A 25,296-nucleotide genomic window follows, 5' to 3' on the forward strand; every position below is an offset into this window, starting at 1 on the left:
GGTACCGCACCCAAGTTTCGTGGGAATTAATATACCGCCTGCATAGAAACCTGCGTGCGGTGGCTCACCGCCTGCATAGAAACCTGGGAGCAGCGCCTCGCTGCTTGCTAGATCAGAGTTTCGAGGATGCTGACCACAATACTCATGATGATACTAAAAAGTAAAGCCCACCAGAAGTTCTCGACATGGAAATTGCCGACAATGGCCCCCGCTACCAGAATAATAATGGTGTTAATGACCAAAAGAAACAAACCTAAAGTAAGAACGGTGATCGGAAATGACAGGAATTGAAGAATAGGTTTAAGAACCGCATTCAGAACACCAAGTACAATAGCCACCAAAATAGCAGAGCCAAAACTCTTCACTGAAATTCCCGGAAGAAGCCAAGCAGTAAAATAAACCGCTATGCTTGAAATAATGATTTGTAAAATAAGTCCCATATCTATCTATATTAATTAATAATTCTTTAAAGAAGTAACAATCACTATAAAATAATAGTTCATGATTAACAAAAAAAACAGATCGAAGCCATACAATGACGTAAAATAGATATCTTTGAAAGATATTTAAAAGAAAACAGTAATACAACACATTAAAATGGTTTTAGTAACCGGAGGTAGCGGACTAGTAGGCGGACATTTATTGATTCATCTGTTAAAGCAGAATGAACCGGTACGTGCATTAAAGCGGAATAACAGCTCTTTTGATGAGCTAAAACTTATATGCTCATACTACCAAGTGGACTTTAGCCAAGTGATGTCGCAGATTGAATGGGTATATGGCGACCTAATGGATGAACAATCATTAGAGGCAGCATTGCAAGGAATAACCACCGTATATCACTGCGCTGCTATTGTATCTTTCGGAGGTTCCTCACCCGAGACACTAAAGCAAACCAATATCGAAGGCACCCGCAATCTGATCCAGGCATCCCTTAAACAACATATTTCCTGTTTTGCATTTGTCAGCTCCATAGGTGCATTAGGACAATCTCAAAATGGGGAAATGATTACAGAAGAAACTCCCTGGAACCCAGACAATACTTCATCCATTTACTCGAACAGCAAATATGCCGCCGAGCAAGAAGTATGGAAGCTATCCGCCAAAGGTATTCCTGTAGTTATTGTAAATCCCGGTATTATCCTTGGCCCCGGTGATTTCTCAAAAGGCAGTTTACAGCTTTTCAGTCAGGTTAAGAATGGAATGCCTTTCTATACATGCCAGAAAAGCGGATATGTGGATGTACGTGATGTATGCCGGGCCATTATTGAACTTGTGCAGCAGAAAATCTACAATCAACGTTTTATCCTGGTTAGCGAAAATCTAACCAACCAGCAATTATTTACATGGATTGCCCACGCAATGAATAAGAGAGGCCCATATATCTCTATCGGAAAACGAGGATTGACTCTGGCTGCAAAATTAGACAGGGCTTTCTCCCGGATGTTAGGAAAAACTCCTTTACTTACTCCCGAAATCGTATCTTCTGCGTTAAAACAAGAAACATATTCCTCGGAGAAAATCCGTAAAACCATAGGATTTACATTTATCCCAATGGAAGAGTCAATTGCGACAACATGCCACCACGAAGTTTATACATAATATATATGGAAGAGCTATACTATTACCCCCAGGAAAAAGACTTTGACGAAATAATAGCAGTTTGGGAAGCGTCTGTAAGAGCAACCCACACATTCTTATCCGAAGAAGATATAGTCTTTTTTAAACCACTGATCAGAAATGAATACTTGCAGCACGTAAACCTGATATGTACAAAAAATAAGAACGGAAATATATCTGCTTTTATGGGAGTAAATGGTTCGCATCTGGAAATGCTATTTATAGATCCTGCTTCGCGTGGTCTGGGAATCGGTAAATCATTGGTTAACCATGCTATCCAAAACCTCGGAGTACGCTTTGTCGATGTAAACGAACAGAATGAACAGGCCGTGGGATTCTACTATCACATGGGATTTGAATTGATATCCAGAGATGAACTGGATGGCACCGGCAAGCCTTTTCCGATTTTGCATTTAGCTATCCGCATGATGTAGGGGCGGGCCTTGTGTCCGTCCTTAACGCTACGGCACGTTGCCGCCTAATCGAATAAGAGTTCGGGATCAATGCTTAAGAAGCTGAGTATATCGGTTAATTTATTCAGTTTAACGAATCTTGGATGCGTAATAGGCTCTTCAACCGTTTCATGCGCCCAGGTAACGTGAAATGGGATATGCGCTGCCATTCCTCCCAACTCAAGCACAGGAAGAACATCCGATTTGATAGAATTTCCGATCATCATAAACTCCTCCGGCTCGCATCCTAGCTGTTTGATTAACCGGGCATAATCAGAGTTCTGCTTATCGCTCATGATTTCTACATGCTCGAAGTATTTTTGTAATCCGGAGTTTTTCAATTTTCTTTCCTGATCCAGCAAATCGCCCTTAGTTGCCACAACCAGTTTATATTTTCCATCTAGTGTGTTCAGTACATTTTTCACATCCGGTAGAAGTTCAACAGGCATATTCAACAACCTCTTTCCGAAACCAATAATTTGTCCGATACGCTGCGAATCAATTTCATTTTGAGAAATAATCAAAGCCGTCTCAATCATGGAAAGAGTAAAACTCTTTATTCCAAAGCCATAAATAGCCAGATTCTGCATTTCAGTCTGGAATAATGCCGCCGATATATCCGCAGGCGGAAGGTAATCGGCCAATAACCGGCAATACTCCGCTTCTATATCCTGAAAATGAGATTCATTTGCCCATAGCGTATCATCAGCATCAAATGCGATTACTTTGATTTCTTCCATATTGGTTTTATATAAAATTTATTACCCACAAAAATAAGCTTTCTTAGCACAAATACAAAAACAAATCTCATTATCAGCTTGTTTTATCAGTAAGATTAATAAATCAATAACCCTCTAAAATAAATTCAATATGAGTTCAGGTAAAATTTATGATCTGTTGGGTGATAAACAAGAATTCTATCTTAACCACACCAGCAAGACTATCGACAAATCATTACTGCATATACCTTCATCGAATACGGTAGAAGATATATGGATCTCAAGCGATCGTAATAATCGCGTTCTGCAAAATCTGCAAACCATTCTGGCGCATGGACGCCTGGCAAATACCGGATATGTTTCTATTCTTCCTGTAGACCAGGGCATAGAGCATACCGCAGGGGCATCTTTTGCACCTAACCCTTTATATTTCGACCCGGAGAATATTGTAAAACTAGCAATCGAAGGCGGATGTAATGCTGTGGCTTCTACATATGGGGTTCTCGGTTCCGTAGCCCGTAAGTATGCCCACCGCATACCATTTATTGTGAAGATTAACCACAACGAGCTATTAACCTACCCAAACAGTTATGACCAGATATTATTTGGCACGATCAAAGAAGCGTATGATATGGGAGCTGTTGCCGTAGGAGCTACGATTTATTTCGGATCAGAAGAAAGCCGTCGACAAATTGTAGAGATAGCCAAGGCATTTGAATATGCGCATGAATTGGGCATGGTAACCATTTTATGGTGTTATCTGCGCAACAATGCTTTCAAGACCGGCGAAGCCGATTATCATACTGCTGCCGACCTTACCGGACAAGCTAACCACCTGGGGGCAACAATCAAAGCGGATATCGTGAAACAAAAGCTACCTACATTAAACGGTGGGTTCGAGGCTCTGCACTTTGGCAAGATCGATAAGAGGATGTACACCGAATTAAGTTCCGCCCACCCGATCGACCTGTGCCGTTATCAGGTTGCCAATAGTTATATGGGACGGGTAGGATTAATCAATTCCGGAGGTGAATCTACAGGAGAATCTGATCTGCGAGATGCAGTAATCACCGCCATAGTAAACAAAAGGGCCGGAGGTATGGGATTGATCAGCGGACGCAAAGCATTCCAGAAACCGATGAACGAGGGTGTTGAATTACTAAACACCATTCAAGACGTATACCTCGACAAAAATATCACAATAGCCTAAGTCCCGAGGCGGAGCGGTCAGGTTTAGCTAGCGCTGACCGTTGGTTCCATGCCGATATTACAAAAAGTAAAAGTCACGTAATACACCTTTTTAATAAAGGCTTATTACGTGACTTTCATGTTAGAGAACTCATTAGAAATTAACAAACTAAATCAATTAAACAATCAAATAAACAACTTTAAATATAGAAAACAATCTTTTTTTAAAGAAAAGGCCACTTATCACAAGCAGCCAATCTTTTGTTAACCTTAAATCTAATACTATGAAAAACACTATGCAAATATAATATAGAGAATATTTCCATGCAAATTCTATAACCTAATACAATCTTTTATAGCATCGATTAACAAATTAACTATATTAACTTAAAAAACACAAGCCGTATTATATAAATTAATTAATAGCTATTTCATCTTGTTAAACATTTCGATTACATGGTTTGTTATTTTGAATATTATCATAAAAGTCAATCAATATGAGAAGAATATTCAAATTAGCATTCATGGTGGGGATAGCATTTCTATGGATTCCCCGAGTGGCCTCACAAGATACAAATTCATCAAAGGATGATGATAATCGCATTTTCTTTATGGTGTATGATGAAAATGAAAACAAGATTGTTCAGGTTACCGATATTACCCGACAAGTGCGGTTTCATGACCCTAAAGCGCCACGTTTTGTATTAACTGACAGTAAAGGTACATTTAGTCTGGGCATTGGCGCTACGGTAAGGACTGAACTTAATTATGACTTTGGAGGAATTGTAGACAACAAAGACTTCTACCCCTCTAAGATATCTCGTCCGGGAGAAGGAAACTATAATAAAAATCAATTCCAACTGGACGCTACCGGATCGAGTATATACGTTAAGCTGGTAGGAAAAACAAAGAGGTTTGGTGACATTCTTGTGTATGTGAACGGATATTTTCGCGGAAGCGGAAACTCATTGAAAATGCATCATGCATATGTTTCAATACTTGGATTTACAGCGGGATATGACTATGGTACATTTACTGATGCAGCGGCAGCACCGGCAACAGTTGATTTTGAAGGACCAGCCGGACAGGTATTGTACCGGACAACCCAACTCCGATATGCACGCAGTTTCAAGAACTTTAGCTTTGGTGTAGGAATTGAGGTACCGGAAGTAAATGCTACCGAAACAGAAAATTTTGCAATCAATACGCAACGCGCACCAGACTTTCCGGCATATGTACAATACAACTGGGGAGGTAGCTGCCATTTCCGACTGGCAGGAATCTTACGTACAATGACGTATAGTAGCAATATCAACAAGAAAGCATATACGGAAACCGGATGGGGTGTACAGGGAAGTACTACTTTTAATCCGACTCAAAAACTAAAAATCCTGGGGCAAATTACTTACGGGAAAGGTATAGGACACTTCTTCAATGACTTGGGTGGACTGAACATCGACCTGGTACCAGATCAGGAAGAAGCAGGAAAAATGCAGATACTACCTATGATGGGTTGGTATGCAGGGCTACAATATAACTTCACACCGAACGTATTTGCATCCGGAACCTACAGTCAGGCAAGAGTACATACCGAAAATAATTATCCTGTAACAGGAAGCGATACATATCGCTATGGACAATACCTGGCCATAAACACATTCTGGAAAGTCTCGCCAACCCTACAACTAGGAGCAGAATACCTGAGAGGATGGAGAACCGACTTTAACAGCGAAACCAATAAAGCCAACCGAGCCAGCCTGCTTGTACAATATTCGTTTTAGCGGCAAGGTACCGCTGCCAAGTGCGGCAAGCCGCGCTGCGCATGCGACTCCCCTCCTTCTCGAGGAGGGGTGCCCGTAGGGCGGGGTGGTGGGAGTTCTTTTAAAATAACATTTTATTCCACCATCTCAAACGCCTGCATTATATCCTTATAGTAAGCGATCATCTTACCATAATTCTCCAAAGAGATATATTCATTATCGTTATGAATGGTACGCTGCTCATATTCATTAATATATACAGGCATCAGGCGATATACATTTTCACTGACTGTTTCGTATTTCTGAGCATCAGTAGCAGTCAATGTTATGTATGAAGCCACAGAAGCCTCCGGATAAAGTTTGGTAATAGAATTCTTGATAGCCCTGAAAGCCCGTGTATCTTCAGACGACAGATTAGAAGGTTCGCGGGCTGTTCCCACTTGAATATCTACATCATAATCAGCACAAATATCCTTTACGTGATTCACAACCATTTCAACTGATTGACCGGTCAATATACGGAAGTTTACAGTGATCCCGGCAGAAGAAGAAAGCACATTGGGCGCATCGCTCCCTTTTGCCATCGTCACAGCCGTTGTGGTACGTACTAATGCATTGGTTGCAGGATTTTTCTCCAATGCTCTCAACAAAGGTTTTTCAAGCAACCACTGATTGGCAATAGTCATGCGCGAAATGAAGTCCATGCTCCCACCTATATGATTTAAGAAAGAGGCCACAGGAGGGATAATCTCCGCCGGCAATTGCTTGTTATTAAGTTTTTCAATAATCTCGGCAGCCAGAACCAATGAACTTTTACGAGGAGGCATTGAAGAGTGTCCACCCATTCCTTTTACAGTAATATTCAGGGTACAAAATCCCTTTTCGGCAACGCCAACCAAAGCCAGCGGACGATTTATTCCAGCAATACCCGGAGCAACAACCATGCTGCCTTCATCATAAACCGCATCGAAGGTAATGTTCTTCTCCTTAAAATACTCTGCCATCTTAACAGCTCCTTCAGCGCCACCGACTTCTTCATCGAAACCATAAGCAAACCAGATGTCTTGTTCGGGCTGGAAGCTATCAATCAACAAGGTAGTCGCAGCCTCCAACTGGGCCAATAACATACTCTTCACATCAAGAGTGCCACGCCCATAAATACGTCCCTCGGCAACTTCTCCCGAAAATGGAGGATAATCCCACGCGCTCAGGTGTTCTTCACCACCTTCATATCCGGCAACAGGAACAACATCATAGTGAGCAAGGAATAATATAGGGTTGCGGGAAGTATCTTTTCCTTTCCAACGGAAAAGAAGGCCATACTTGTTTATACTTAATGTATCCATAGTTTTATACACTTCCGGATAGGCTGACGGCAGGTAGGCTTTAAACTGATCAAAAGGATTATCGGATATTTTAGTTACATCTTCGCTTATTGTAGGAATACGAATGGCTTTTGCTAAACGCTGAACGGCTTCATCTGATGTGCTATAATCAATAGTCTCTGTCGTTTCTTGTGTTTCAAACTTTACAAAAGGATAAGTTAATGTTCTAATTACAACTACAATTACCAATGTCAGCAATAAAATAAAAATAGCAGCAATTATTTTCCCGGTCTTTTTCTTTTTCTTTTTTCTGTAGTCTCTGTAGTGATACATGTTTCAGCAGTTAAAATGATCGAAAGATTGTATTAAAGGTACCAATTTGATAACTTGACTGCGAATATAGTCATAAAAACGCTTTTTATTAGTCAGGTAACGCTACTTTTTCCGGTTCTTCTTTCTGAAAAAGCTCAAAATCGTTAATCAGCAGCTGTAAATCATCCAGGAATTCGGATGTACATCCTTTTTCTTTTGCTATTCTATAATATTCTTTTAGAGATTCCACAGCACAGGAATCACTTCCACACAACACAAACACCGGGATTTCGGCGTGCATACATTTATGTAATAATCTTCTTTGGTCTTTCATAATTTGTGATAAAATAAAAACAGTTATTCAATTATTCATTATATTTACGCAAATGTAATATTTCAAAGATCAATATTCAAACTTAAAATCGTATTGTTATATTCATCATCATTAAAAATCAACGTATGAGAAAACTATTTTTAATTGTAGGACTATTTATGACTTTAGGTATTTCAGCACAGGACATTGCGCTTCCTAAACCGGTTAAGACAGGTGGTATGCCACTTATGGAAGCATTAAACAAACGTTCTTCTTCGCGCGAGTTCAGTACAGCCGACCTTGACAATCAAACCTTGTCGAACCTGTTGTGGGCCGCATGGGGATATAACCGCGCAGACAAACGTACGGCTCCTTCTGCCAATGACAAGCAAGAACTGAGTTTGTACGTTGTACTAAAATCAGGAGCTTATTTGTACGATGCCAAAGCCAACAAACTGGTACAAAAAGCAAAAGGTGATTTCCGTAAACAAATGGGCAAGCAAGACTTCGTTGGCACAGCTCCGGTAAATATCGCCATTGTTGAAGATAAGACCAAACAGGGTGCGGGAGCAACTAATGCCGGTTTCATTTCCCAGAACATTTATTTATTCTGTGCGTCAGAAAACCTGGCCACGGTGGTAAGAGGCTGGTTTGAAGCAAAAGATGTAAAAGAAGCATTGAAATTACCCGAAAACATGCAGCCGGTGCTGGTTCAGACAATTGGTAAGAGAAAATAAATGAAGGCAATTCCTCAGTACAATTTTCATAAAACGAAGTACGGCGACGAACTACTTATAGACGTCGTCGAACTTCGTTCGATTGAAAAATATATTCGAAGGAATCCGATACACAGACTCACCTACTACGATATCACCTTGATAACCGAGGGGAATGGAGAGTTCATTATCAACGATTATTCATACCCGGTGCATCCCAACAATATCGTATGCTCCATTCCCGGTGAAGTACGCGGTTGGAATGAGGACCGAACATTGAACGGGTACGCCCTTATCTTTGAGGAAGAATTTCTACTTTCTTTTTTTAATGACCCGCATTTTCTACAACGCCTCCCCTATCTTGATCCTGAAAGAAGTTCCTTTGTACTTCACGCAACGCCCGAACTAAGCGTACGTATTCATCAACTATTCCGGGAGATCAAAACGGAAATAAACAACTACTCAAAAAAAGACCATCATATCCTCAGAGCTATGCTTTACGAAGTCCTGATGCTTCTCAATCGGGCTGATACCGTATCCGAACCTCAGCCAGCAAGTAAAAATAAAGCTGTAAACCGGCATGCGCATGCATTCACACAACTGGTCAATGCAGAATTCATATCCCAAAGAAACACGAAATATTATGCAGATAAACTATGTATAACGGCTAATTATCTGAATGAAATTACCCAAAACATACTGGGAGTCAGTGCCAAAATATATATCCAGAATAAAGTAATGCAGGAAGCCAAAAGGTTACTAAGCTATACAACACTCTCCATTACAGAAATCGCAGATAAACTGCATTATAATACTCCTTCTTATTTTATCCGCTCTTTTCATAAACACACCGGATCGACTCCTACTCAATACCGGGACAGCCAAAACCATGAAAAGTGACATTTTCGTCTTTATTTATATAATCGGTTATTGAAGAATTGACAATACATTTGCCACATCAATAATCCATAATATAAATAGTATATGAAAAAGGTATTTTTATTCTCCTCAGCCTTACTTCTGGCTATCTCGTCTATGTTCGGACAAAACAAAAACACTCCGAATGATGCGCTTGCCAATAAAATCATCGGTATGGAAAAAGCAGCCCTGGAAGAGTGGAACAAAGGGAATCCGGATGGTTTCCTTCAAATCTACGCCCAGGATTATACGTATTTCGACCCTTACCTGAAGAAACGCGTAGACGGTTTCAATGCCATAAAAGAACTTTATGACGGCATCAAGGGACAAGTCTCTGCTGACAAATATGAAATGGTTGATCCGGTTGTGCAATTGACAGAAAATATAGCCGTACTCACTTTCAACCTTTATTCCTACTCAGGAGAGAAATTGTATCAATGGAACTGTACCGAAGTTTATAAACTACAACCAAACAAAGAGTGGAAGATCATTCATACACATTGGTCATATATCCGGCCAATGGATATGAAATAACCCTTGCCATATTACTTCTGAAAGGGGTTTGCTTTTCTTTAATATATTGCATGTAAAAAACGCGTTTTTTGCATGCAAAAATTTAAAGTTTTACAAGCAGTATTAGCAACGCGTTGCGCTTACCTGGTTTTATATTATATTTCCTCTATAAATAGGATGAACACAGAGTCGCAGAGACACAGAGAAAGAATAAAAACTCTGTGTCTCTGTGACTCTGTGTTCATTAATTATTTTTATCCGACTCATTTATAAATCATTCTTTTTATGTAAGTTTGCGTAGAAAAGCAACCATCGCTTAGCATCTATAATATGAAAAACTGCTTGTTCATACTTCTTTTTCTAATTTTCCTGCTTCCGGTTTCCGCCGATAATCTCTTAAATGAAACCTTGTCGGGGCTGGACGATGTCATCGCACATAAGCAAGAGTATGTGCAACAAAAAGAAATCCGGATTGCAAGTATTAAAAGAATGCTCACAAGCGATCTCTCGCCCATCCAGGAATACCAATTCAATAAAAATCTATATAAAGAATACCTCAAATTTAAATCGGACTCGGCCATATATTACGTCAAAAAGAACCTGGAAATAGCAAAAGAACTGGGACAAAAGGAACTTATAGACGCCACACTTCTACAACTGCCTATGCTTTATTCATCATCCGGTCTGTTCAGGGAATCGGAAGCCATACTTAAAAGCATGAGCAGCCAAAACCTGAGTCCCGAATTACGCCCATGTTATTATGAAGCATACAAGGAGTTCTTCGAGCATTACGCATCGGAGAGTAATTGGAAACTATATTCAAAACAAATTACCCTCTACCGGGATTCTTTATTGTCCGTATTAGATCCTTTTTCCATAAAATACCAGATAAATCTTGCCGAAAGAAAAATATACGCCAGGGAGTTGGACGAAGCCGAAAAGAATTTACAGAACCTACTACATAGCATAGATGCCAATAATGATCCGAATTTTGCTATGGTCACTTATCTGTTGGGCAATGTATACCGTAGAAAAGGCAACAGAGAAGAGGAAAAACGATACTTTACGTTATCTTCCATTATGGATATCAAGAATGCCATTAAGGACAATGCTTCCATCCAGTCGCTTGCTTCCATTTTCTACGAAGAAGGAGATATTAACCGGGCTTATAAATATTCGCAGTCGGCCATTGAAGATGCTGTATTCTGCAATGTCCAATTCCGCACCATACAGATGTCCGAATTCTATTCCATCATCAATATGGCCTATCTGGACAAGGAAGCCAAACGCAAGAGCCAGCTACAAATCTATCTGACGCTGATCAGCATCCTTTCCGTCTTCCTTATTCTTGCAGTAATCTACGTCTATAAGCAGATGAAGAAAGTATCCCGTATCAGGGAAGAACTTTCCGAGACGAATAATAAACTGGTGGCATTGAACAAAGATATGTCTCTGACCAACGATCAGTTGCAGGACAAAAATGCGCAGCTTTCTGAGTCTAATCATATTAAAGAAGAATATATTGCCCATTTCTTCGACCTTTGTTCCACTTATATCACCAAACTGGAGGATTACAGAAAAGCGCTTCATAAAAAAGCTGTCGGCAAGCAATTGGATGAGTTATTTAAAATGCTACGCTCCACCACGGTGATTGAAAATGAACTTGAAGAACTATACCGCACCTTCGATAATATTTTCCTGAACCTCTACCCTACTTTTGTTGAAGAGTTCAATGCCTTACTGATCAAAGAGGAACAAATCGTATTGAAACCCGGCGAGTTACTGAATACGGAATTGCGCATTTTTGCTCTTATTCGCCTAGGTATTACAGACAGCGTAAAGATCGCCGCTTTCCTGCGTTATTCATTAAGCACCATTTATAATTACCGCACCAAAGGAAGAAACAAAGCTGTTGTTTCGAGAGATGAATTCGAAAAAATGGTGATGAAAATAGGTGCAATTCCACTAAAACCGCATTAATATCTTTCCGGTTTCACTACTTTTTTACCCCTAATTACCAGTTTAACCTACTGGTTCTCAGAGCACATTATCTAAGATCCACTACTTTTTCATGGCAGAATTCGAGCGTGTATTATTATTATTTAGTTTTGTGTTAGCGATTAATTTCAAAACAGGGATGGAAATGAATTAATTCTATACTGACTTCAACGTCCACCCCCTGCCCCCGCCAGCGGGGGATACCTTGCGGAGACGCTGTGTAGCGCAGCCTATCCCCCGCTGGCGGGGGCAAGGGGGTGGATGGTTGAAATAACGTATAACCAATCAGAAAAACTCAAAACCAAGAAAAATACAGTCAATTATGCAAAAAACAATGAAAGCAGTTTTCATGCTGCTTATTGCGGGCTCACTTACACTGAATGCCCAAAACAAGATTCCGGTTTACCTGGACGAAAACAAACCGATCGACGAACGTGTGGAAGACGCACTATCAAGAATGACGGTAGAAGAAAAAGTAGCTATCCTACATGCACAATCCAAGTTTAGCTCTCCCGGAGTTCCCCGGTTGGGTATCCCTGAAAACTGGATGACCGATGGTCCACATGGTATTCGCCCGGAAGTATTATGGGATGAATGGGAACAAGCCGGATGGACAAACGACTCGTGTATCGCTTTCCCGGCGTTGACTTGCCTTTCTGCTACCTGGAATAAAGATATGTCTTTATTGTATGGTCGCTCCATCGGCGAAGAAGCACGTTACCGCAACAAGAACGTACTGTTAGGCCCCGGCGTTAACATATACCGCACCCCACTGAATGGCCGTAACTTCGAATATATGGGCGAAGACCCATACTTGGCCGGAAAAATGGTAGTTCCTTATATTAAAGGAGTTCAGGAAAACGGCGTAGCTGCTTGTGTTAAGCACTATGCGTTGAACAATCAGGAAACGAACCGCCATACGGTGAATGTAGTTGTTGACGACCGTACATTATATGAAATCTATCTGCCGGCATTTAAAGCAGCCGTTCAGGAAGGTGATGCCTGGGCCATTATGGGAGCATACAATCTATACAAAGGCCAACAGGCTTGCCACAACCAATATCTGTTGAATGATATTCTTCGCGGCGAATGGGGCTTTAAAGGTGTAGTAGTTTCCGACTGGGGAGGCGTGAATGACACTCGTGAGGCTATCTTCAACGGATTGGATATGGAATTCGGATCATGGACCAATGGTTTGACCGAAGGTGCAAGCAATGCTTATGACAATTATTACCTGGCTCAGCCTTATCTGAAACTTATCAAATCGGGTGAGGTAGGAACGAAGGAATTGGACGAAAAAGTCCGCCGCATCCTTCGCCTGTCCTTCCTGACTACCATGAATACCAAAAGACCTTTCGGTTCTTTTGCAACAGAAGAACATGCGCTTGCCGGACGTAAAATTGCACAAGAAGGTATTGTATTGCTTCAAAACAAAAACAATATACTACCTATCGACCTGAATACAACGAAGAAAATACTGGTTGTTGGCGAAAATGCCGTTAAAATGATGACCGTTGGTGGTGGTAGCTCTTCACTGAAAGTAACTTACGAGGTATCTCCGCTGGATGGTTTAAAGAAAAGAATAGGTTCACAGGCCGAAGTTCTTTATGCTCGTGGTTATGTGGGCGATGCAAGTGGCAATTACAATGGTGTTGTTACCGGTCAGAACCTGGAAGACAATCGTTCAGAAGCTGAGCTCATTGCCGAAGCTGTATCTATGGCAAAAGATGCCGATATGGTTATATTCTTCGGTGGTTTAAATAAGAGTAACTACCAGGATAGTGAAGGTAGAGACCGCAAGGAATTGGAATTGCCTTATAATCAGGACAAAGTAATCACTGAATTGGTTAATGCGAATCAAAATCTGGTATATGTTAATATCTCGGGTAACGCTGTGGCTATGCCTTGGGTAAATCAGGTTCCTGGTATCGTACAAGGTTGGTTCCTGGGTACGGAAGCTGGTAATGCATTGGCATCTGTATTGGTGGGTGATGTGAATCCTTCCGGTAAACTGACGTTCTCTTTCCCTGTGAAACTGACTGATAATAGCGCCCATACGCCGGATGGAAACTTGGGTGCGGCAACTTACCGCTTTCCTGGGACGAAGGATGAAGTGAAATACAACGAGGGTCTTCTGGTAGGTTACCGTTGGCACGATACCAAAAAGATTAAACCGCTGTTCGGCTTCGGACATGGTTTGAGCTACACCACTTTTGAATATGGTAAAGTGGCTGCCGACAAAAAGGAAATGACTACGGACGATAAGATCACTTTCACTGTAAACGTGAAGAACACAGGTAGTCGCGAAGGTGCAGAAGTTGTACAGCTTTATATCAGCGACTTGAAGTCATCTCTTCCTCGTCCGCTTAAAGAACTGAAAGGCTTTGATAAGATCAAGTTGAACCCAGGCGAAGAAAAGACCGTTACATTTACAGTAGACAAAGAAGCATTGAGTTTCTTCGATCCTGACAAACACGATTGGGTGGCTGAACCAGGCGATTTTGAAGCTCTGATTGGTGCATCTTCAACCGACATTAAATCAAAAGTTAAGTTCAAGTTGAAATAATTTACTATTCAATAGGTATTTAGATTGGGATAGAGGCAACTTCCTGCGACAGGAGGTTGCCTCTCTTGTTTTTCGCTGATTATCAACCCGTTACTACTTAATAAAAAATGCTTGTTTTTTCGATGCGATAAAAATATTTTTTTGATGCATCATTTTTTTATTTTTGATGCATCAAAAAAATATTTTCGTTGCATCAAAAAATTCGGGTTTATGTATTGAGGAGAAAAAGCACCAGCAATTAGTCAATATGTTTAACCACTCTGGGAGTATGAATAAAAAAACGTAGTCAATAAGAAAACTTTCTCCTCAAGCTATGCGTTTAATAATCAACAGAGAAACCATATATATTCCATTTCTATGTCAGTAAACGATTTTATATATACTTTCGTATCGGCTTTTGTGGCGTTGTTCCCGGTAACCAATCCGGTTAGCAGCGGATTTATCATTAATGGATTTATTTCGGATCTGGATGACGCCCAACGCAAAATCATCATCAAGAAAATCATCATAAATTGTTTGATCATAGGGATTGGCAGTTTATTGATTGGCCGGCTCATCTTACTTATATTCAATTTAGCGATACCGGTAATTCAGCTTGGTGGGGGTATATTAATCTGTAAAACCGGGTTGGAATGGCTTTCGGACTCTCCATCCACATCCGAAGATAGCAAGCAGGATACTATCAACAAAATCAATCTGGACGAGCTGGAAAAGAAAGTTTTTTATCCCATCTCGTTCCCCATCAGTCTGGGGCCCGGAAGTATCTCCGTAATATTCACGCTTATAGCTGCCGCAGATATAAAGGGGCATATATTGGCTACGAGCATCAACTATGCTATAATAGCCCTGGTCATTGTTTTGATTTGTACCATTCTGTACTTATTCCTGACGCAGGGGCAACGCATGATGAGGAAACTGGGAAAATCGGGTAATCTAATTATCAATAAAATGGTGGCGTTCTTTACGTTCTGTATTGGACTACAGATTATGGTTACCGGGATTTCGAAGATATTTCATCTTACGATTTTATAGGTATTAAATTTAGTCTTAAATACAAAGAATTGTTATAAAGAGTCCCCCCTGCCCCGCTAGCGGGGGATACAATGTCACATAGAAGTTTGGAGATGTACGATATGACATAGAAACCGGAGATACCACATGGAAACTTGGGTGAAGCGCAGCCTATCCCCCGCTGGCGGGGGCAGGGGGTGGATTCTTTGTAAGGGATGAATCCCTTGTAACAAGAAAGTTATTCTTTTCCTCAATCATTCTCACATTCCTCTCTATATCCAATTTAACTCCCTCTATATTCCTTAAAACTTCTTCATCAGCAAACCGCAACACAGTAAATCCTAACTGAATCAGATATTTATCCTTTTCCATATCATTTATCTGTGTATCCTCAAAAAGATGACTTGCTCCATCTACCTCAATAACAAGTGATAGTCTCAAAGACACAAAATCCGCAATATATTGTCCTATAGGTCGCTGTCTGCGGAAAGTATATCCACACATCATTCCTGCTCTTAAAGCATATTTCCATAAACATACTTCTGCCTTAGTCATAGTATGTCTTAATGAGTTGGCATTGGATTGTAGTTTCTTGTTATAATCGTGGTTTGACATATTATATTTTGTTTTGTGTTTAAATCTAATTCTGTTTACTCGTTCATCCACCCCCTACCCCCGCCAGCGGGGGATACGATGCCGAATGAAACCAATAGAGTACTAGTAGCATCCCTCCTTGCCGCTACTCAAACTGCTCTTTATACAGCGAGTAATACCTGCCCTTCATGGCAAGCAATTCCTGGTGTGTGCCCTGTTCAATGATTTGTCCGTGATCCAGTACCAGTATTCGGTGAGCGTTCTGCACGGTCGATAAACGATGAGCGATTATAATGCTTGTCCGCCCCTCCATTAATTTATCCAGGCCGCGCTGAATTAAGATTTCGCTGCGGGTATCAATGTTACTGGTTGCTTCGTCAAGCAATAATATAGAAGGATCGGCAACGGCAGCACGGGCAATATTCAAAAGTTGTCGTTGGCCCTGGCTCAGGTTTGCCCCATCATTTTCCAGCATCGTATCATAACCTTTCGGTAAGCGTTTGATAAAAGAATGGGCAGCAGTTAGTCGCGCAGCTTCTACTACTTCCTCGTCCGTTGCATCCAAGCGTCCGAAACGAATATTCTCACGTACGGTTCCGGTAAATAAATGCGTATCCTGTAAAACGATAGCCATAGATTTGCGCAGACTTTCGCGCTGCACATCCATAATCGAATGCCCATCTATAGCAATTTCACCCGATTGAATATCAAAGAACCGGGGAAGCATATTTAATATTGTTGTTTTCCCGGCACCCGTCTCCCCTACCAACGCTATTTTACAGCCCGGAGCAACATGCAAAGAGATTCCTTTCAGGATCGTTTTATCCTCCCTGTAACCGAAATAAACATTTTCCATCCGTACATCACCCTTTACGTTGGCCAATGCCAAAGCGTCCGGTTCATCTTCTTTCTCGGGTGCTTCGTCTATCACCTCAAAGATACGCTCCGCACCGGCTATCGCCGCCTGTATACTATTATATAAACTAGCCAACTCATTGATGGGGCGGCCAAACTGACGGGAATACTGCAAGAAAGCCGCCAGTCCGCCGACATCAAATCCGCGATATATGGCAAGCAATGCGCCCACAATCGTTATAATCACAAAGTTCAGCATGTTCAGGTTCTGCATCACGGGCATCATCAACCCCGAAAAGAACTGCGCACTCAGCGACTTAGATTTCAGTTCCTGGTTCAACACATCAAAATCGGCTTCCACCTTCTTCTCGTGCCCAAAAACTTTCACCACCTTCTGACCGCTGATCATCTCTTCAACATACCCATTGATAGCGCCCAGCGACTCTTGCTGCGCCTTAAAGTACTTGCGGCTACGCTTCACAATCCCCTTGGCACTCAGGAACATCAACGGAACAGTGACCAACGTAACCGATGTCAATATCGGACTGATATAAAGCATCAGGCAGAATATCCCCAATACCGTCAAAGCACTGGAAAGCATGTCAGATAAGCTATCCGTCAACGCCTCGCTGATACGATCAATATCATTGGTATAACGACTCATCAGATCGCCATGCTGATGGGTATCAAAGTACTTGATCGGCAATCGTTCCATCTTATTAAACAAATCTTCGCGCATACGGGTCACCGTGCGTTGCCCGATCTTATTCAATAAGATATATTGAACATACACTGCCACAACACCAACCAGATAAATCCCCGCCAAGATTAGAAGCACACGTACAAGCCCCGAAAAGTCTCCGGGAATGATATAATCGTTGATGATAGGCCGTAACATATACGACCCCAGCAAATTGGCGATAATGCTGATAATAATCAGAACACCAATCACAATCAGCAGCTTACGGTCGCACGCCAGATACGAAACCAGCCTGCGGAAAGTCTTTTTCCCCTTCGTTGGTTTGCCTGTATGTTTAAGATGATCTCCGTGTGCCATCGCCTAAAAAAGAATAATTTGTGAGTTATAGATTTCCTGATAAACCACCGACGTCTTCATCAGTTCATCTGGTATTCCTATCGCATCAATACTACCATCTTCAAGCACAATCACCCGGTCGGCCGATTGCATGGTGTTGATTCGTTGAGTAATGATAAATACAGTCGTATCATGCAGCATCATATTCAGGTTCTCCCTGATTTTCAGTTCCGTTTCCGTATCTACCGCACTTGTACTATCATCAAGTATCAATATTTTCGGTTTACGAAGTAAAGCACGGGCAATACAGATACGCTGTTTTTGTCCGCCCGACACATTCACCCCACCTCGTCCAAGCATCGTATCATATCCATCCGTGAACGACATTATAAAATCATGCGCCTGGGCAGCTTTACACGCCTCTATGATCTCGTCCATCGTAGCATCTTCCTTACCCCACCGGAGGTTATCGGCAATTGTTCCGGTAAACAATTCGTTCTTCTGCAACACCATGCCAATGCGCGAGTGAAGTTCGTCCAGCAAATAGTCTTTTACAGGTACATCGTCAATCCGGATTTCGCCCGAAGTTGCATCATACAACCGGGGGATCAACTGTACCATAGAGCTTTTAGCCGCTCCCGTTGCTCCAACTACAGCAATTGTTTCGCCCGGGCTAACTTTAAAATTGATATCTTTCAGTACATCCGTATCTCCGCCACTATACCTGAAGGAAACATCTTTAAATTCCACTTTACCGGATAGAATCTTATGTGTATCAAGTAACCCTTTCTGTGTATTGCTCAACGATGGTTCCGTATTAAGTACTTCCAGAATACGCTCGGAAGAAGCCGACGCACGGGCAAAGTTCATTACAATCATAGATAAGAACATGAGCGCCATCAAAACCTGCGCCAGGTAATTCACAAAGGAAATCAACTCACCCACTTTCAGATCGCCTATCATTACTTTATGCCCACCTACCCAAAGAATAGCGATAATGGATATATTCATCACCAACTGCATCACCGGGAAAATAGACACCACAATATTCGATGCACGGATAATCATATCACGCAGGTCTTCGCTCTTCTCCCTGAACTTTACAGTTTCAAAATCTTCACGGACAAACGATTTGACTACGCGAATATTGATCAGGTTTTCCCGAACCACTTCATTCAGCGCATCAACCTTCTGTTGCACCTTCATAAAAAGAGGAAAGCCCTTCCTGAGAATCAGGTAAACACTAATCCCTAAAACCGGAATGGCGGCCAACAGCACAAGCGCCATGTCTGTATTGATTCGCACGACAAAGAATATAGCCATAACAAGCAGCAAGGGAGCGCGAAGCATCATGCGCATCGACATCATAATGAGCTGCTGAATTTTGGTAATATCGTTAGTTAGGCGGGTAATCAGCGAGGCAGAGCTAAAGCGGTCAATATCAAAGAAGGATAACTGCTGGATTTTATTGAATAGCCGTTCCCGCAAATCGGTTCCAAACCCAATAGAGGCACGCGAAGAGATGTATACATTCAAAATTGTTACGAGAAGTCCGGCAATAGACACCAACACCATATAAGTACCCACTTCCGTAATGACCGAGAGATCGCGCTGCATCACGCCATCATCTACAATCTTTGCCATATACATAGGCTGAACTGTTTCACACAATACAGCTACAAGCACAAGAAGCGGGCTAATGAGCAAACTGCCCTTGTACTTCCGTAATATTTGCCAATATTTCTTCATTATTTCGGCGCAAAGATAAAAGATTGTCCGTCAAATACACCTAAAATTACAGTCAATTCAAGTTAAATAACGCTGTATATTTTGGAATGTTCGTTTCCGGCAAACATCGACACACTAAAGCTTATAATTTTTCTTTCCAAACATTAAAAAAATATATCGCAAAGATTACACACTTTTAAATAATAGATTATACTTCGGGCTTCCTCCCCCTGCCCCCTCCAAAGGGGGACAAGCGAGGCGCTTGACCCAGGTTCCCATGCGGAAACACTTTAGAGCGCAGCCTATCCCCCTTTGGAGGGGGCAGGGGGAGGAAGCTCAATACAAAGTCACAAACACAAAACAACCTGAAAACTAAACTATGCAAGATTAGAGAAAACTTAAAAACATCCTGAAAGGTTTTTTGACAATAACTAAAAGTTGAAAACCCAATTTTGTCACGAAACATAAAACCCGTAACTTTATATTGGGTTAGTTTGACTTTAACCCGGAAAGCCACAAAAGTAGCTATACGATATAAAAAAGGAGCTTTTTTAGAATAAAACAAATAAAACCGAAGCTATACTTTTGTTGCCAACTTTAGCAAAACATCAAAGAAATAACTAATACAAGATTTATGCCTAAACTGTTATACGCGCAGGAACATTTTGCCTGCCAGAATTATGAAAAAGGAAAAAATGCCACACTGGAAATCCTAAACATTCCAAAAGGCAAAAAGATTGAGAGAACGCTACATGATACAGAGATTGTCTTCATGCTAGGCGGCCGGTTCACCCTTTCCTATGCAAAAATATTAAATATGGAGGTCAACCCGGGAGTAATCATGCTATTCCCTCCGGGAAGCCAGGTCAGAGCAGAATCCATAGAAGATACCCGACTCATTATTTGTCGTATCCGTGGAATCTTACAGCTATGCGAATGTGTTTCTATGACACAAATCTACAATTCCAGAGACAAGAATATAAAAGAAGAATTCCACACGCTAACGATCAACGACCGCATTTATAAGTTCGTTGAGCTGATGCAGGAATGTGTAGACGACGGATTAAAATGTGGCTATTACTTTGAAACAAAGATGAAGGAATTATTCTTTCTTCTACGCGCTTATTATACCAAAGAAGAACTCATTCAATTCTTTTCGCCATTATTAAGCCATAACTCACGTTTCATGAACCTGATGTATCAAAACAGGAATGCCAGAAGCGTAAATGAACTGATCGACATCTCTATGTATAGTGAGTCGGGCTTTAAGAAACAATTCAATAAAGTATTCGGAACCTCAGCATCCGACTGGTTACGGGATCAAAAAGCATCATTGGTATACAATGACCTCATTGGTTCGGACCTGAGCATCAAGGAACTGGCAGATAAATATAATTTTTCGTCCGTTTCTTCATTCACCACATTTTGCCAAAGTAAGTTCGGACTACCACCCGGACAAATCCGGACGCGAAAGGCCGAAAAGGTTATCATGCAAAAAAGTAGCTAAATCAGAAAAACAAGTAGCTATAATAAAAAAAAGAATACGGTATTTTGATCATAACTTTGCATTGTGAAAACAACCTAATCCTTTTGTACAACACAAAAAATGCTGATAGGTAAATTAAAGAGTGGTGAAATTATTATTAAAATTAAAAAGAAAGAATTATGAATCTTATATTAAAACAAACAAAAACATTCATTGCTAACACATTAGGTATTATCATTTTAGCCGGAACCGCATTCAGTTGCTCTAAATCTGAGATCATAGAAGATCAATACACAGAGCAAGCTCCGATCTTGCTGCAAAGCAGGGTGTCGGCAGGTAAATTGCGTCTGCAAACTGATCAGATTGAGTCAAATCAGAAACTCGGTTTTTATGTAACTCAGGCATCAGATATCAATAATGTAAAATATGATAATATTGCGATTACAGCAGATGGCAGCGGTGGATTTTCTTATACAGAAAGAATGTACTACCCGGCAGATAATAGTAAAGTAAACTTCTACGCCATCCATCCTTATAATGATGCGGCACTTTTGGAACAGAATGAATCTGTAACATTTTCCATTACTCCCGACCAGACAACTGCAAATGGTTATCTGCAATCGGACCTACTACATGCTTCCAAAAGCGATGTGTCGCGTAGTAAAGATAAAATAGGACTGGAATTTACGCACAGGTTATCCAAATTCTCTTTTACCATTAAACCCGGCAATGGAATGGACTTGTCTCATTTGAATGCAGTAAGCATACTGGGAACAAAACCATCTACTTCAATCCATATTACCACTGGTAATCTTCAGGAAGTAGGCAATAACACTACGGAAGTTTATGCATATGGCGTAAAAGGTGCCTCGGATAGCGAAGCACAAGTAACCGGAATTCAGGCCATCGTTGTACCACAAACCATTGATGCTGATACCAGACTGTTCAAAATCACAGTAGGTACTACCGATTATTATTATACAACCCCGGAGACAATAACCTATGCAAGTGGTTATAATTACAATTATGAGTTAACTATTCATTCAACTGGTATTGATGTGTCTTCATCTATTACGCCATGGATTAATAGTGAGACGATAACAGGCGAAGGCGAAGCTGAATAAAAAAAACATGTACCGATTTCACATCTTCATTTTGTTGTTTGTTTTGTTGGGAGTGGCTGGCTGTGCAGATACAGCCGCCACCTTCCCTACTGACATGCAGGAAATGCAATTATATACACCAGCAAATAACGAAGCTCCCGAACTGTCGTTCCAGATTGGAGATCAGATCGGAGTCTACCCTGTGCGTTATAAAAACAACGCTCCAGGCATGCTGGGAGATGTATCTAATGTCATGAATGCATGTTATACTTACACCTCTTCGGGATGGGAAATCACCGCGGATAATGAAATATATTTGGATGAAACACCCATAGACCTCTACGCTTTCTTTCCATACGACCCCGAAATGAGCCGGACGGCAGGAAAGTTAAATCTATCTGCTTATCCGTTCGACGTATCGGGCCGGCAGGCAAAGAAAAACAATGATTTCCTGTGGGCAAAAACATCATCCATATCTGCACAATCACCTACAGCCGGACTGACGTTCGGGCATCTGATGTCAAGAATAGTAATCAATTTGATGAATAGTGAGCCCGCCGATGCTATTCCGGAGATTAGCTTGCACAACGTCATAACCGGCTGTTATATTAATTTAAGGACGGGAACAATTACCCTTACCGACCAATACAAGGTAATCATCCCTAAACCTTCAACGGGGAATGGCCAGGCATTTGAAGCCTTCCTTCCACCTCAGCGAATAATGTCTGGCACCCCATTGTTTTTGATCGAATATCTGGGAGAGTCATGGGTTTACCACCTATCCGAAGATATCGAATTTAAAGCATTGTACAATTATACATTTAACCTGACCATGAGCGAGCAATCGCCTGTTTCGTCCAGAAGCGGGCAGTTTGTATTGCCGATCATAACACAAAGATAAAAGCATGAAAAAGAAGAAAAACATATATATAGGACTAATATTGCTGTTTGCGGGCATCCTTTCCGGATGCTCCCAGGACAGTTATGAAAGTCCACCGGAAGACAATAGTATCCAGATACTTTCTACCATATCGACCAAAGAGAATGCCCGTTTATCTGATTCAAATTTTGAGAGCGGCGACCGGATAGGCGTATACATCATACCATACGAACCGGACAATAACACACCAGGAAGCTTCCCCCAGGATGCTTACGAAAGTAATATAGAATATGCATATAGTGGAACATATTGGAATCCGACAAACAGTGAAGCACCCGTCTGGCCCGGAAAGAAGAAAGCCGACGTTTATGGTTACTATCCATACAACCAGCAGCTTTCCGAGCATCCTACTGCAACATATAAGTTTAGCGTGCAGGCCGATCAGCGTATGGCTTCGGCTCAAATGCAAAGTGATTTCTTATGGGCTAAAGCCGAAGGACTTTCACCGGTAAAAAATGTCCGGCTAACGTTTTATCACCGAATGAGTTTGATTACGATTAATGTCTTATCGCAGATAGATATTTCTGCACGAATAAGTGATATGGCAGTGTCTTTGATGAACGTAAACCCTTCGGCATCTATATCTATGTCTGATGGCCTGGTAACTTTAAACTCATCTGGAGAGCATACAGAAATCCATACGCTAACTCTGCCAGACGCTGTGAGTGGTTATGATAACAGTAATAAAGGCATCATTCCTCCGCAAACAATAGCCAAAGATACACGCTTTATCAAGATAGCATTGAACGGAGTAAATTACTTCTATCAACCGAATGAGGATATTGTCCTGGAAAGTGGCAAGCATACAGTGTTTAATATCGTCATTACCAAGCTAGGCTTAAATGTCAATTACAGTACAATCAGCGAGTGGTTGGACGGGGGAACATTTGATAACAGCCTGGGAACTAAAGCGCCTTTAGTAGTAGATTTGAATACGATTGATTGGAACCGGTCATTGGTTCACAACATCTGCAACAAGGATATTCCCATTGCCAGAGTAAGTAAAGAGTACTTATTCAAATCAGGACTGGTAGATGCACAAGCCATTGTAGTATATCCAATGGGAACCGAAGGAACGCCCGATCTGACTCAGGGATTTGTGGCTCAGGTAATGAAAAGAAACTATAATACAACGACAGGATTATACGAACCCAACAGTAGTAACGTTCATGGAGGAAGCGTAAATTTCAACGTCTCTGACAATACGTTAACGAACTACTCGGCCGGTAAATCTGCTTTAATCAACAAAATAGAAGTAACAACAGATGGCCGTATTGCGAAAGCCAACGACAGTGACATCGTTTTACTGACTACCCAACCGGTGGTAATGACCGATATAGATAAGAACATCTACCCTATCGTAAAAATCGGAACCCAGTATTGGACTGCTCAGAATTATCGTGCCGAGCATTATCAGAATGGCGATCCTCTGACTTATTATTATTTTAACGATAACAAGGATTATAAGAATACGTTGGGCGCATTATACACCTGGACTACAATCACAGACAGTCGTGGTATTGCTCCGCATGGATGGCAGGTTCCGGGAGAGCCGGACTGGCAATCTGTTTACCGTTACCTCACTCCCAGTGCCGGAATGAAACTCAGGGCAACCACCATGTGGACCAGCCTTACTTACGCAGACAATGTAACCGGATTCTCTGGTCTACCCGGAGGACGGAGGACAAATACAGGTACATATAACGAGATAAATAGTTATGGCCAATGGTGGTCATCAACTTTAAATGGAACGGATTCGGCCTATCGGTTATATCTGGCTTCGGGTGATTATGCTATGCATCTGACAACACTCGGCACAAGCTATACGCAATCGCTACGCTTAGTAACAAATACTCCACTATAGAAATGTATGGCACAATGTCATTCATCCCAATGGGATGATTTTTGTCAGCATTTAGGGCATCCATGATGTGATATCACGATGACCCCTTGTTGTTTTGTTTGTCGCTCCCCCTACCAGGCGTGGATAGGGGGAGTTAAAAAAAAGATTTAAGTTAATACGCAAAAAAGAACTTTCCTTATGTTGTTTTTTGTCAAAGAAATATAACTAATCAGGAAGTGATCAACATTATAAACCAACTGTTGTTCTGATAACAGATACTTCTCCGCATCCGTTATAAAC

At 41.3% G+C, this 25,296-nt stretch carries 21 protein-coding genes; 14 read left to right on the forward strand and 7 right to left on the reverse strand.

The annotated features are described in order from the left end of the window. Positions 1–107 precede the first annotated feature (107 nt). Positions 108–440, reverse strand: coding sequence for a phage holin family protein (locus D0T87_RS14985; RefSeq protein WP_163175952.1), 333 nt, complete (start codon positions 438–440; stop codon positions 108–110). A gap of 157 nt (positions 441–597) precedes the next feature. Between D0T87_RS14985 and D0T87_RS14990 the strand changes: the two genes are divergently transcribed. Further along, positions 598–1,602, forward strand: coding sequence for an NAD-dependent epimerase/dehydratase family protein (locus D0T87_RS14990; RefSeq protein ID WP_163175953.1), 1,005 nt, complete (start codon positions 598–600; stop codon positions 1,600–1,602). A 5-nt stretch (positions 1,603–1,607) separates the two neighbouring features. Then, positions 1,608–2,054, forward strand: coding sequence for an acetyltransferase (locus tag D0T87_RS14995; RefSeq protein WP_163175954.1), 447 nt, complete (start codon positions 1,608–1,610; stop codon positions 2,052–2,054). A gap of 44 nt (positions 2,055–2,098) precedes the next feature. Here the strand turns inward: D0T87_RS14995 and D0T87_RS15000 are convergent, their stop codons facing one another. Next, complete coding sequence (locus D0T87_RS15000) at positions 2,099–2,812, reverse strand: HAD family hydrolase (protein WP_163175955.1); 714 nt, start codon at positions 2,810–2,812, stop codon at positions 2,099–2,101. Between the two features lie 130 nt (positions 2,813–2,942). On the opposite strand from D0T87_RS15000, the gene D0T87_RS15005 reads away from it, so the two are divergent. Both D0T87_RS15005 and D0T87_RS15010 read left to right on the forward strand, forming a co-directional pair. Beyond that, positions 2,943–4,001, forward strand: a complete 1,059-nt coding sequence (locus D0T87_RS15005; RefSeq protein WP_163175956.1) for a class I fructose-bisphosphate aldolase — start codon at positions 2,943–2,945, stop codon at positions 3,999–4,001. Positions 4,002–4,476: 475 nt separating this feature from the next. After that, positions 4,477–5,760, forward strand: a complete 1,284-nt coding sequence (locus tag D0T87_RS15010; protein ID WP_163175957.1) for a DcaP family trimeric outer membrane transporter — start codon at positions 4,477–4,479, stop codon at positions 5,758–5,760. A gap of 113 nt (positions 5,761–5,873) precedes the next feature. Here D0T87_RS15010 and D0T87_RS15015 read toward each other — a convergent pair whose 3' ends face one another. Next, positions 5,874–7,397 carry a M20/M25/M40 family metallo-hydrolase gene (locus D0T87_RS15015; protein WP_163175958.1) on the reverse strand — a complete coding sequence of 508 codons (1,524 nt, stop codon included), beginning with the start codon at positions 7,395–7,397 and terminating at the stop codon, positions 5,874–5,876. Positions 7,398–7,485: 88 nt separating this feature from the next. Further along, complete coding sequence (locus tag D0T87_RS15020) at positions 7,486–7,710, reverse strand: hypothetical protein (protein WP_163175959.1); 225 nt, start codon at positions 7,708–7,710, stop codon at positions 7,486–7,488. Positions 7,711–7,835: 125 nt separating this feature from the next. Here D0T87_RS15020 and D0T87_RS15025 point away from each other — a divergent pair, with 125 nt between their 5' ends. From D0T87_RS15025 to D0T87_RS15050, 6 genes are all read left to right on the forward strand, one after another. Then, positions 7,836–8,426: a SagB/ThcOx family dehydrogenase gene (locus D0T87_RS15025; RefSeq protein WP_163175960.1), complete on the forward strand. Its 591-nt coding sequence runs from the start codon at positions 7,836–7,838 to the stop codon at positions 8,424–8,426. Further along, on the forward strand, positions 8,427–9,305 hold the full coding sequence (locus tag D0T87_RS15030) for an AraC family transcriptional regulator (protein WP_163175961.1): 879 nt from the start codon (positions 8,427–8,429) through the stop codon (positions 9,303–9,305). It abuts the gene before it with no gap. Between the two features lie 84 nt (positions 9,306–9,389). After that, positions 9,390–9,857, forward strand: a complete 468-nt coding sequence (locus tag D0T87_RS15035; protein ID WP_239063686.1) for a nuclear transport factor 2 family protein — start codon at positions 9,390–9,392, stop codon at positions 9,855–9,857. Between the two features lie 309 nt (positions 9,858–10,166). Next, positions 10,167–11,816 (forward strand): DUF6377 domain-containing protein, encoded by a 1,650-nt coding sequence (locus D0T87_RS15040; protein ID WP_163175962.1) that lies wholly within the window; start codon positions 10,167–10,169, stop codon positions 11,814–11,816. A gap of 352 nt (positions 11,817–12,168) precedes the next feature. After that, entirely contained in the window at positions 12,169–14,400 is a 2,232-nt protein-coding gene (locus D0T87_RS15045; protein ID WP_203558697.1) for a glycoside hydrolase family 3 C-terminal domain-containing protein, read from the forward strand. Between the two features lie 357 nt (positions 14,401–14,757). Further along, positions 14,758–15,432: a MarC family protein gene (locus D0T87_RS15050; protein WP_163175964.1), complete on the forward strand. Its 675-nt coding sequence runs from the start codon at positions 14,758–14,760 to the stop codon at positions 15,430–15,432. Positions 15,433–15,582: 150 nt separating this feature from the next. Here D0T87_RS15050 and D0T87_RS15055 read toward each other — a convergent pair whose 3' ends face one another. The 3 genes from D0T87_RS15055 to D0T87_RS15065 form a co-directional block, all read right to left on the reverse strand. Next, on the reverse strand, positions 15,583–16,026 hold the full coding sequence (locus D0T87_RS15055; RefSeq protein ID WP_163175965.1) for an endonuclease domain-containing protein: 444 nt from the start codon (positions 16,024–16,026) through the stop codon (positions 15,583–15,585). A gap of 124 nt (positions 16,027–16,150) precedes the next feature. Continuing rightward, complete coding sequence (locus D0T87_RS15060; protein WP_163175966.1) at positions 16,151–17,917, reverse strand: ABC transporter ATP-binding protein; 1,767 nt, start codon at positions 17,915–17,917, stop codon at positions 16,151–16,153. Positions 17,918–17,920: 3 nt separating this feature from the next. Further along, positions 17,921–19,645, reverse strand: coding sequence for an ABC transporter ATP-binding protein (locus D0T87_RS15065; RefSeq protein ID WP_163175967.1), 1,725 nt, complete (start codon positions 19,643–19,645; stop codon positions 17,921–17,923). Between the two features lie 613 nt (positions 19,646–20,258). On the opposite strand from D0T87_RS15065, the gene D0T87_RS15070 reads away from it, so the two are divergent. From D0T87_RS15070 to D0T87_RS15085, 4 genes are all read left to right on the forward strand, one after another. Beyond that, a complete protein-coding gene (locus D0T87_RS15070; RefSeq protein WP_163175968.1) occupies positions 20,259–21,131 on the forward strand; it encodes an AraC family transcriptional regulator in 873 nt (290 codons plus the stop codon). A 158-nt stretch (positions 21,132–21,289) separates the two neighbouring features. Beyond that, positions 21,290–22,234 (forward strand): fimbrillin family protein, encoded by a 945-nt coding sequence (locus D0T87_RS15075; protein ID WP_163175969.1) that lies wholly within the window; start codon positions 21,290–21,292, stop codon positions 22,232–22,234. A gap of 7 nt (positions 22,235–22,241) precedes the next feature. Continuing rightward, positions 22,242–23,114: a fimbrillin family protein gene (locus D0T87_RS15080; protein ID WP_163175970.1), complete on the forward strand. Its 873-nt coding sequence runs from the start codon at positions 22,242–22,244 to the stop codon at positions 23,112–23,114. Positions 23,115–23,118: 4 nt separating this feature from the next. Then, the gene (locus tag D0T87_RS15085) at positions 23,119–25,017 is read left to right on the forward strand and encodes a fimbrillin family protein (RefSeq protein ID WP_163175971.1); all 1,899 of its coding nucleotides are present in this window, start codon (positions 23,119–23,121) and stop codon (positions 25,015–25,017) included. Positions 25,018–25,296: the final 279 nt, after the last annotated feature.

Origin of the sequence: Bacteroides sp. 51 (assembly GCF_010500965.1) — a bacterium.
In the GTDB taxonomy this organism is placed as follows: domain Bacteria; phylum Bacteroidota; class Bacteroidia; order Bacteroidales; family Bacteroidaceae; genus Bacteroides.

Excerpts from the sequence above, each read along its gene's own strand:
- D0T87_RS14985 (WP_163175952.1), bottom strand. The coding sequence starts at position 440 with ATGGGACTTATTTTACAAATCATTATTTCAAGCATAGCGGTTTATTTT.
- D0T87_RS14990 (WP_163175953.1), top strand. The coding sequence starts at position 598 with ATGGTTTTAGTAACCGGAGGTAGCGGACTAGTAGGCGGACATTTATTG.
- D0T87_RS14995 (WP_163175954.1), top strand. The coding sequence starts at position 1,608 with ATGGAAGAGCTATACTATTACCCCCAGGAAAAAGACTTTGACGAAATA.
- D0T87_RS15000 (WP_163175955.1), bottom strand. The coding sequence starts at position 2,812 with ATGGAAGAAATCAAAGTAATCGCATTTGATGCTGATGATACGCTATGG.
- D0T87_RS15005 (WP_163175956.1), top strand. The coding sequence starts at position 2,943 with ATGAGTTCAGGTAAAATTTATGATCTGTTGGGTGATAAACAAGAATTC.
- D0T87_RS15010 (WP_163175957.1), top strand. The coding sequence starts at position 4,477 with ATGAGAAGAATATTCAAATTAGCATTCATGGTGGGGATAGCATTTCTA.
- D0T87_RS15015 (WP_163175958.1), bottom strand. The coding sequence starts at position 7,397 with ATGTATCACTACAGAGACTACAGAAAAAAGAAAAAGAAAAAGACCGGG.
- D0T87_RS15020 (WP_163175959.1), bottom strand. The coding sequence starts at position 7,710 with ATGAAAGACCAAAGAAGATTATTACATAAATGTATGCACGCCGAAATC.
- D0T87_RS15025 (WP_163175960.1), top strand. The coding sequence starts at position 7,836 with ATGAGAAAACTATTTTTAATTGTAGGACTATTTATGACTTTAGGTATT.
- D0T87_RS15030 (WP_163175961.1), top strand. The coding sequence starts at position 8,427 with ATGAAGGCAATTCCTCAGTACAATTTTCATAAAACGAAGTACGGCGAC.
- D0T87_RS15035 (WP_239063686.1), top strand. The coding sequence starts at position 9,390 with ATGAAAAAGGTATTTTTATTCTCCTCAGCCTTACTTCTGGCTATCTCG.
- D0T87_RS15040 (WP_163175962.1), top strand. The coding sequence starts at position 10,167 with ATGAAAAACTGCTTGTTCATACTTCTTTTTCTAATTTTCCTGCTTCCG.
- D0T87_RS15045 (WP_203558697.1), top strand. The coding sequence starts at position 12,169 with ATGAAAGCAGTTTTCATGCTGCTTATTGCGGGCTCACTTACACTGAAT.
- D0T87_RS15050 (WP_163175964.1), top strand. The coding sequence starts at position 14,758 with ATGTCAGTAAACGATTTTATATATACTTTCGTATCGGCTTTTGTGGCG.
- D0T87_RS15055 (WP_163175965.1), bottom strand. The coding sequence starts at position 16,026 with ATGTCAAACCACGATTATAACAAGAAACTACAATCCAATGCCAACTCA.
- D0T87_RS15060 (WP_163175966.1), bottom strand. The coding sequence starts at position 17,917 with ATGGCACACGGAGATCATCTTAAACATACAGGCAAACCAACGAAGGGG.
- D0T87_RS15065 (WP_163175967.1), bottom strand. The coding sequence starts at position 19,645 with ATGAAGAAATATTGGCAAATATTACGGAAGTACAAGGGCAGTTTGCTC.
- D0T87_RS15070 (WP_163175968.1), top strand. The coding sequence starts at position 20,259 with ATGCCTAAACTGTTATACGCGCAGGAACATTTTGCCTGCCAGAATTAT.
- D0T87_RS15075 (WP_163175969.1), top strand. The coding sequence starts at position 21,290 with ATGAATCTTATATTAAAACAAACAAAAACATTCATTGCTAACACATTA.
- D0T87_RS15080 (WP_163175970.1), top strand. The coding sequence starts at position 22,242 with ATGTACCGATTTCACATCTTCATTTTGTTGTTTGTTTTGTTGGGAGTG.
- D0T87_RS15085 (WP_163175971.1), top strand. The coding sequence starts at position 23,119 with ATGAAAAAGAAGAAAAACATATATATAGGACTAATATTGCTGTTTGCG.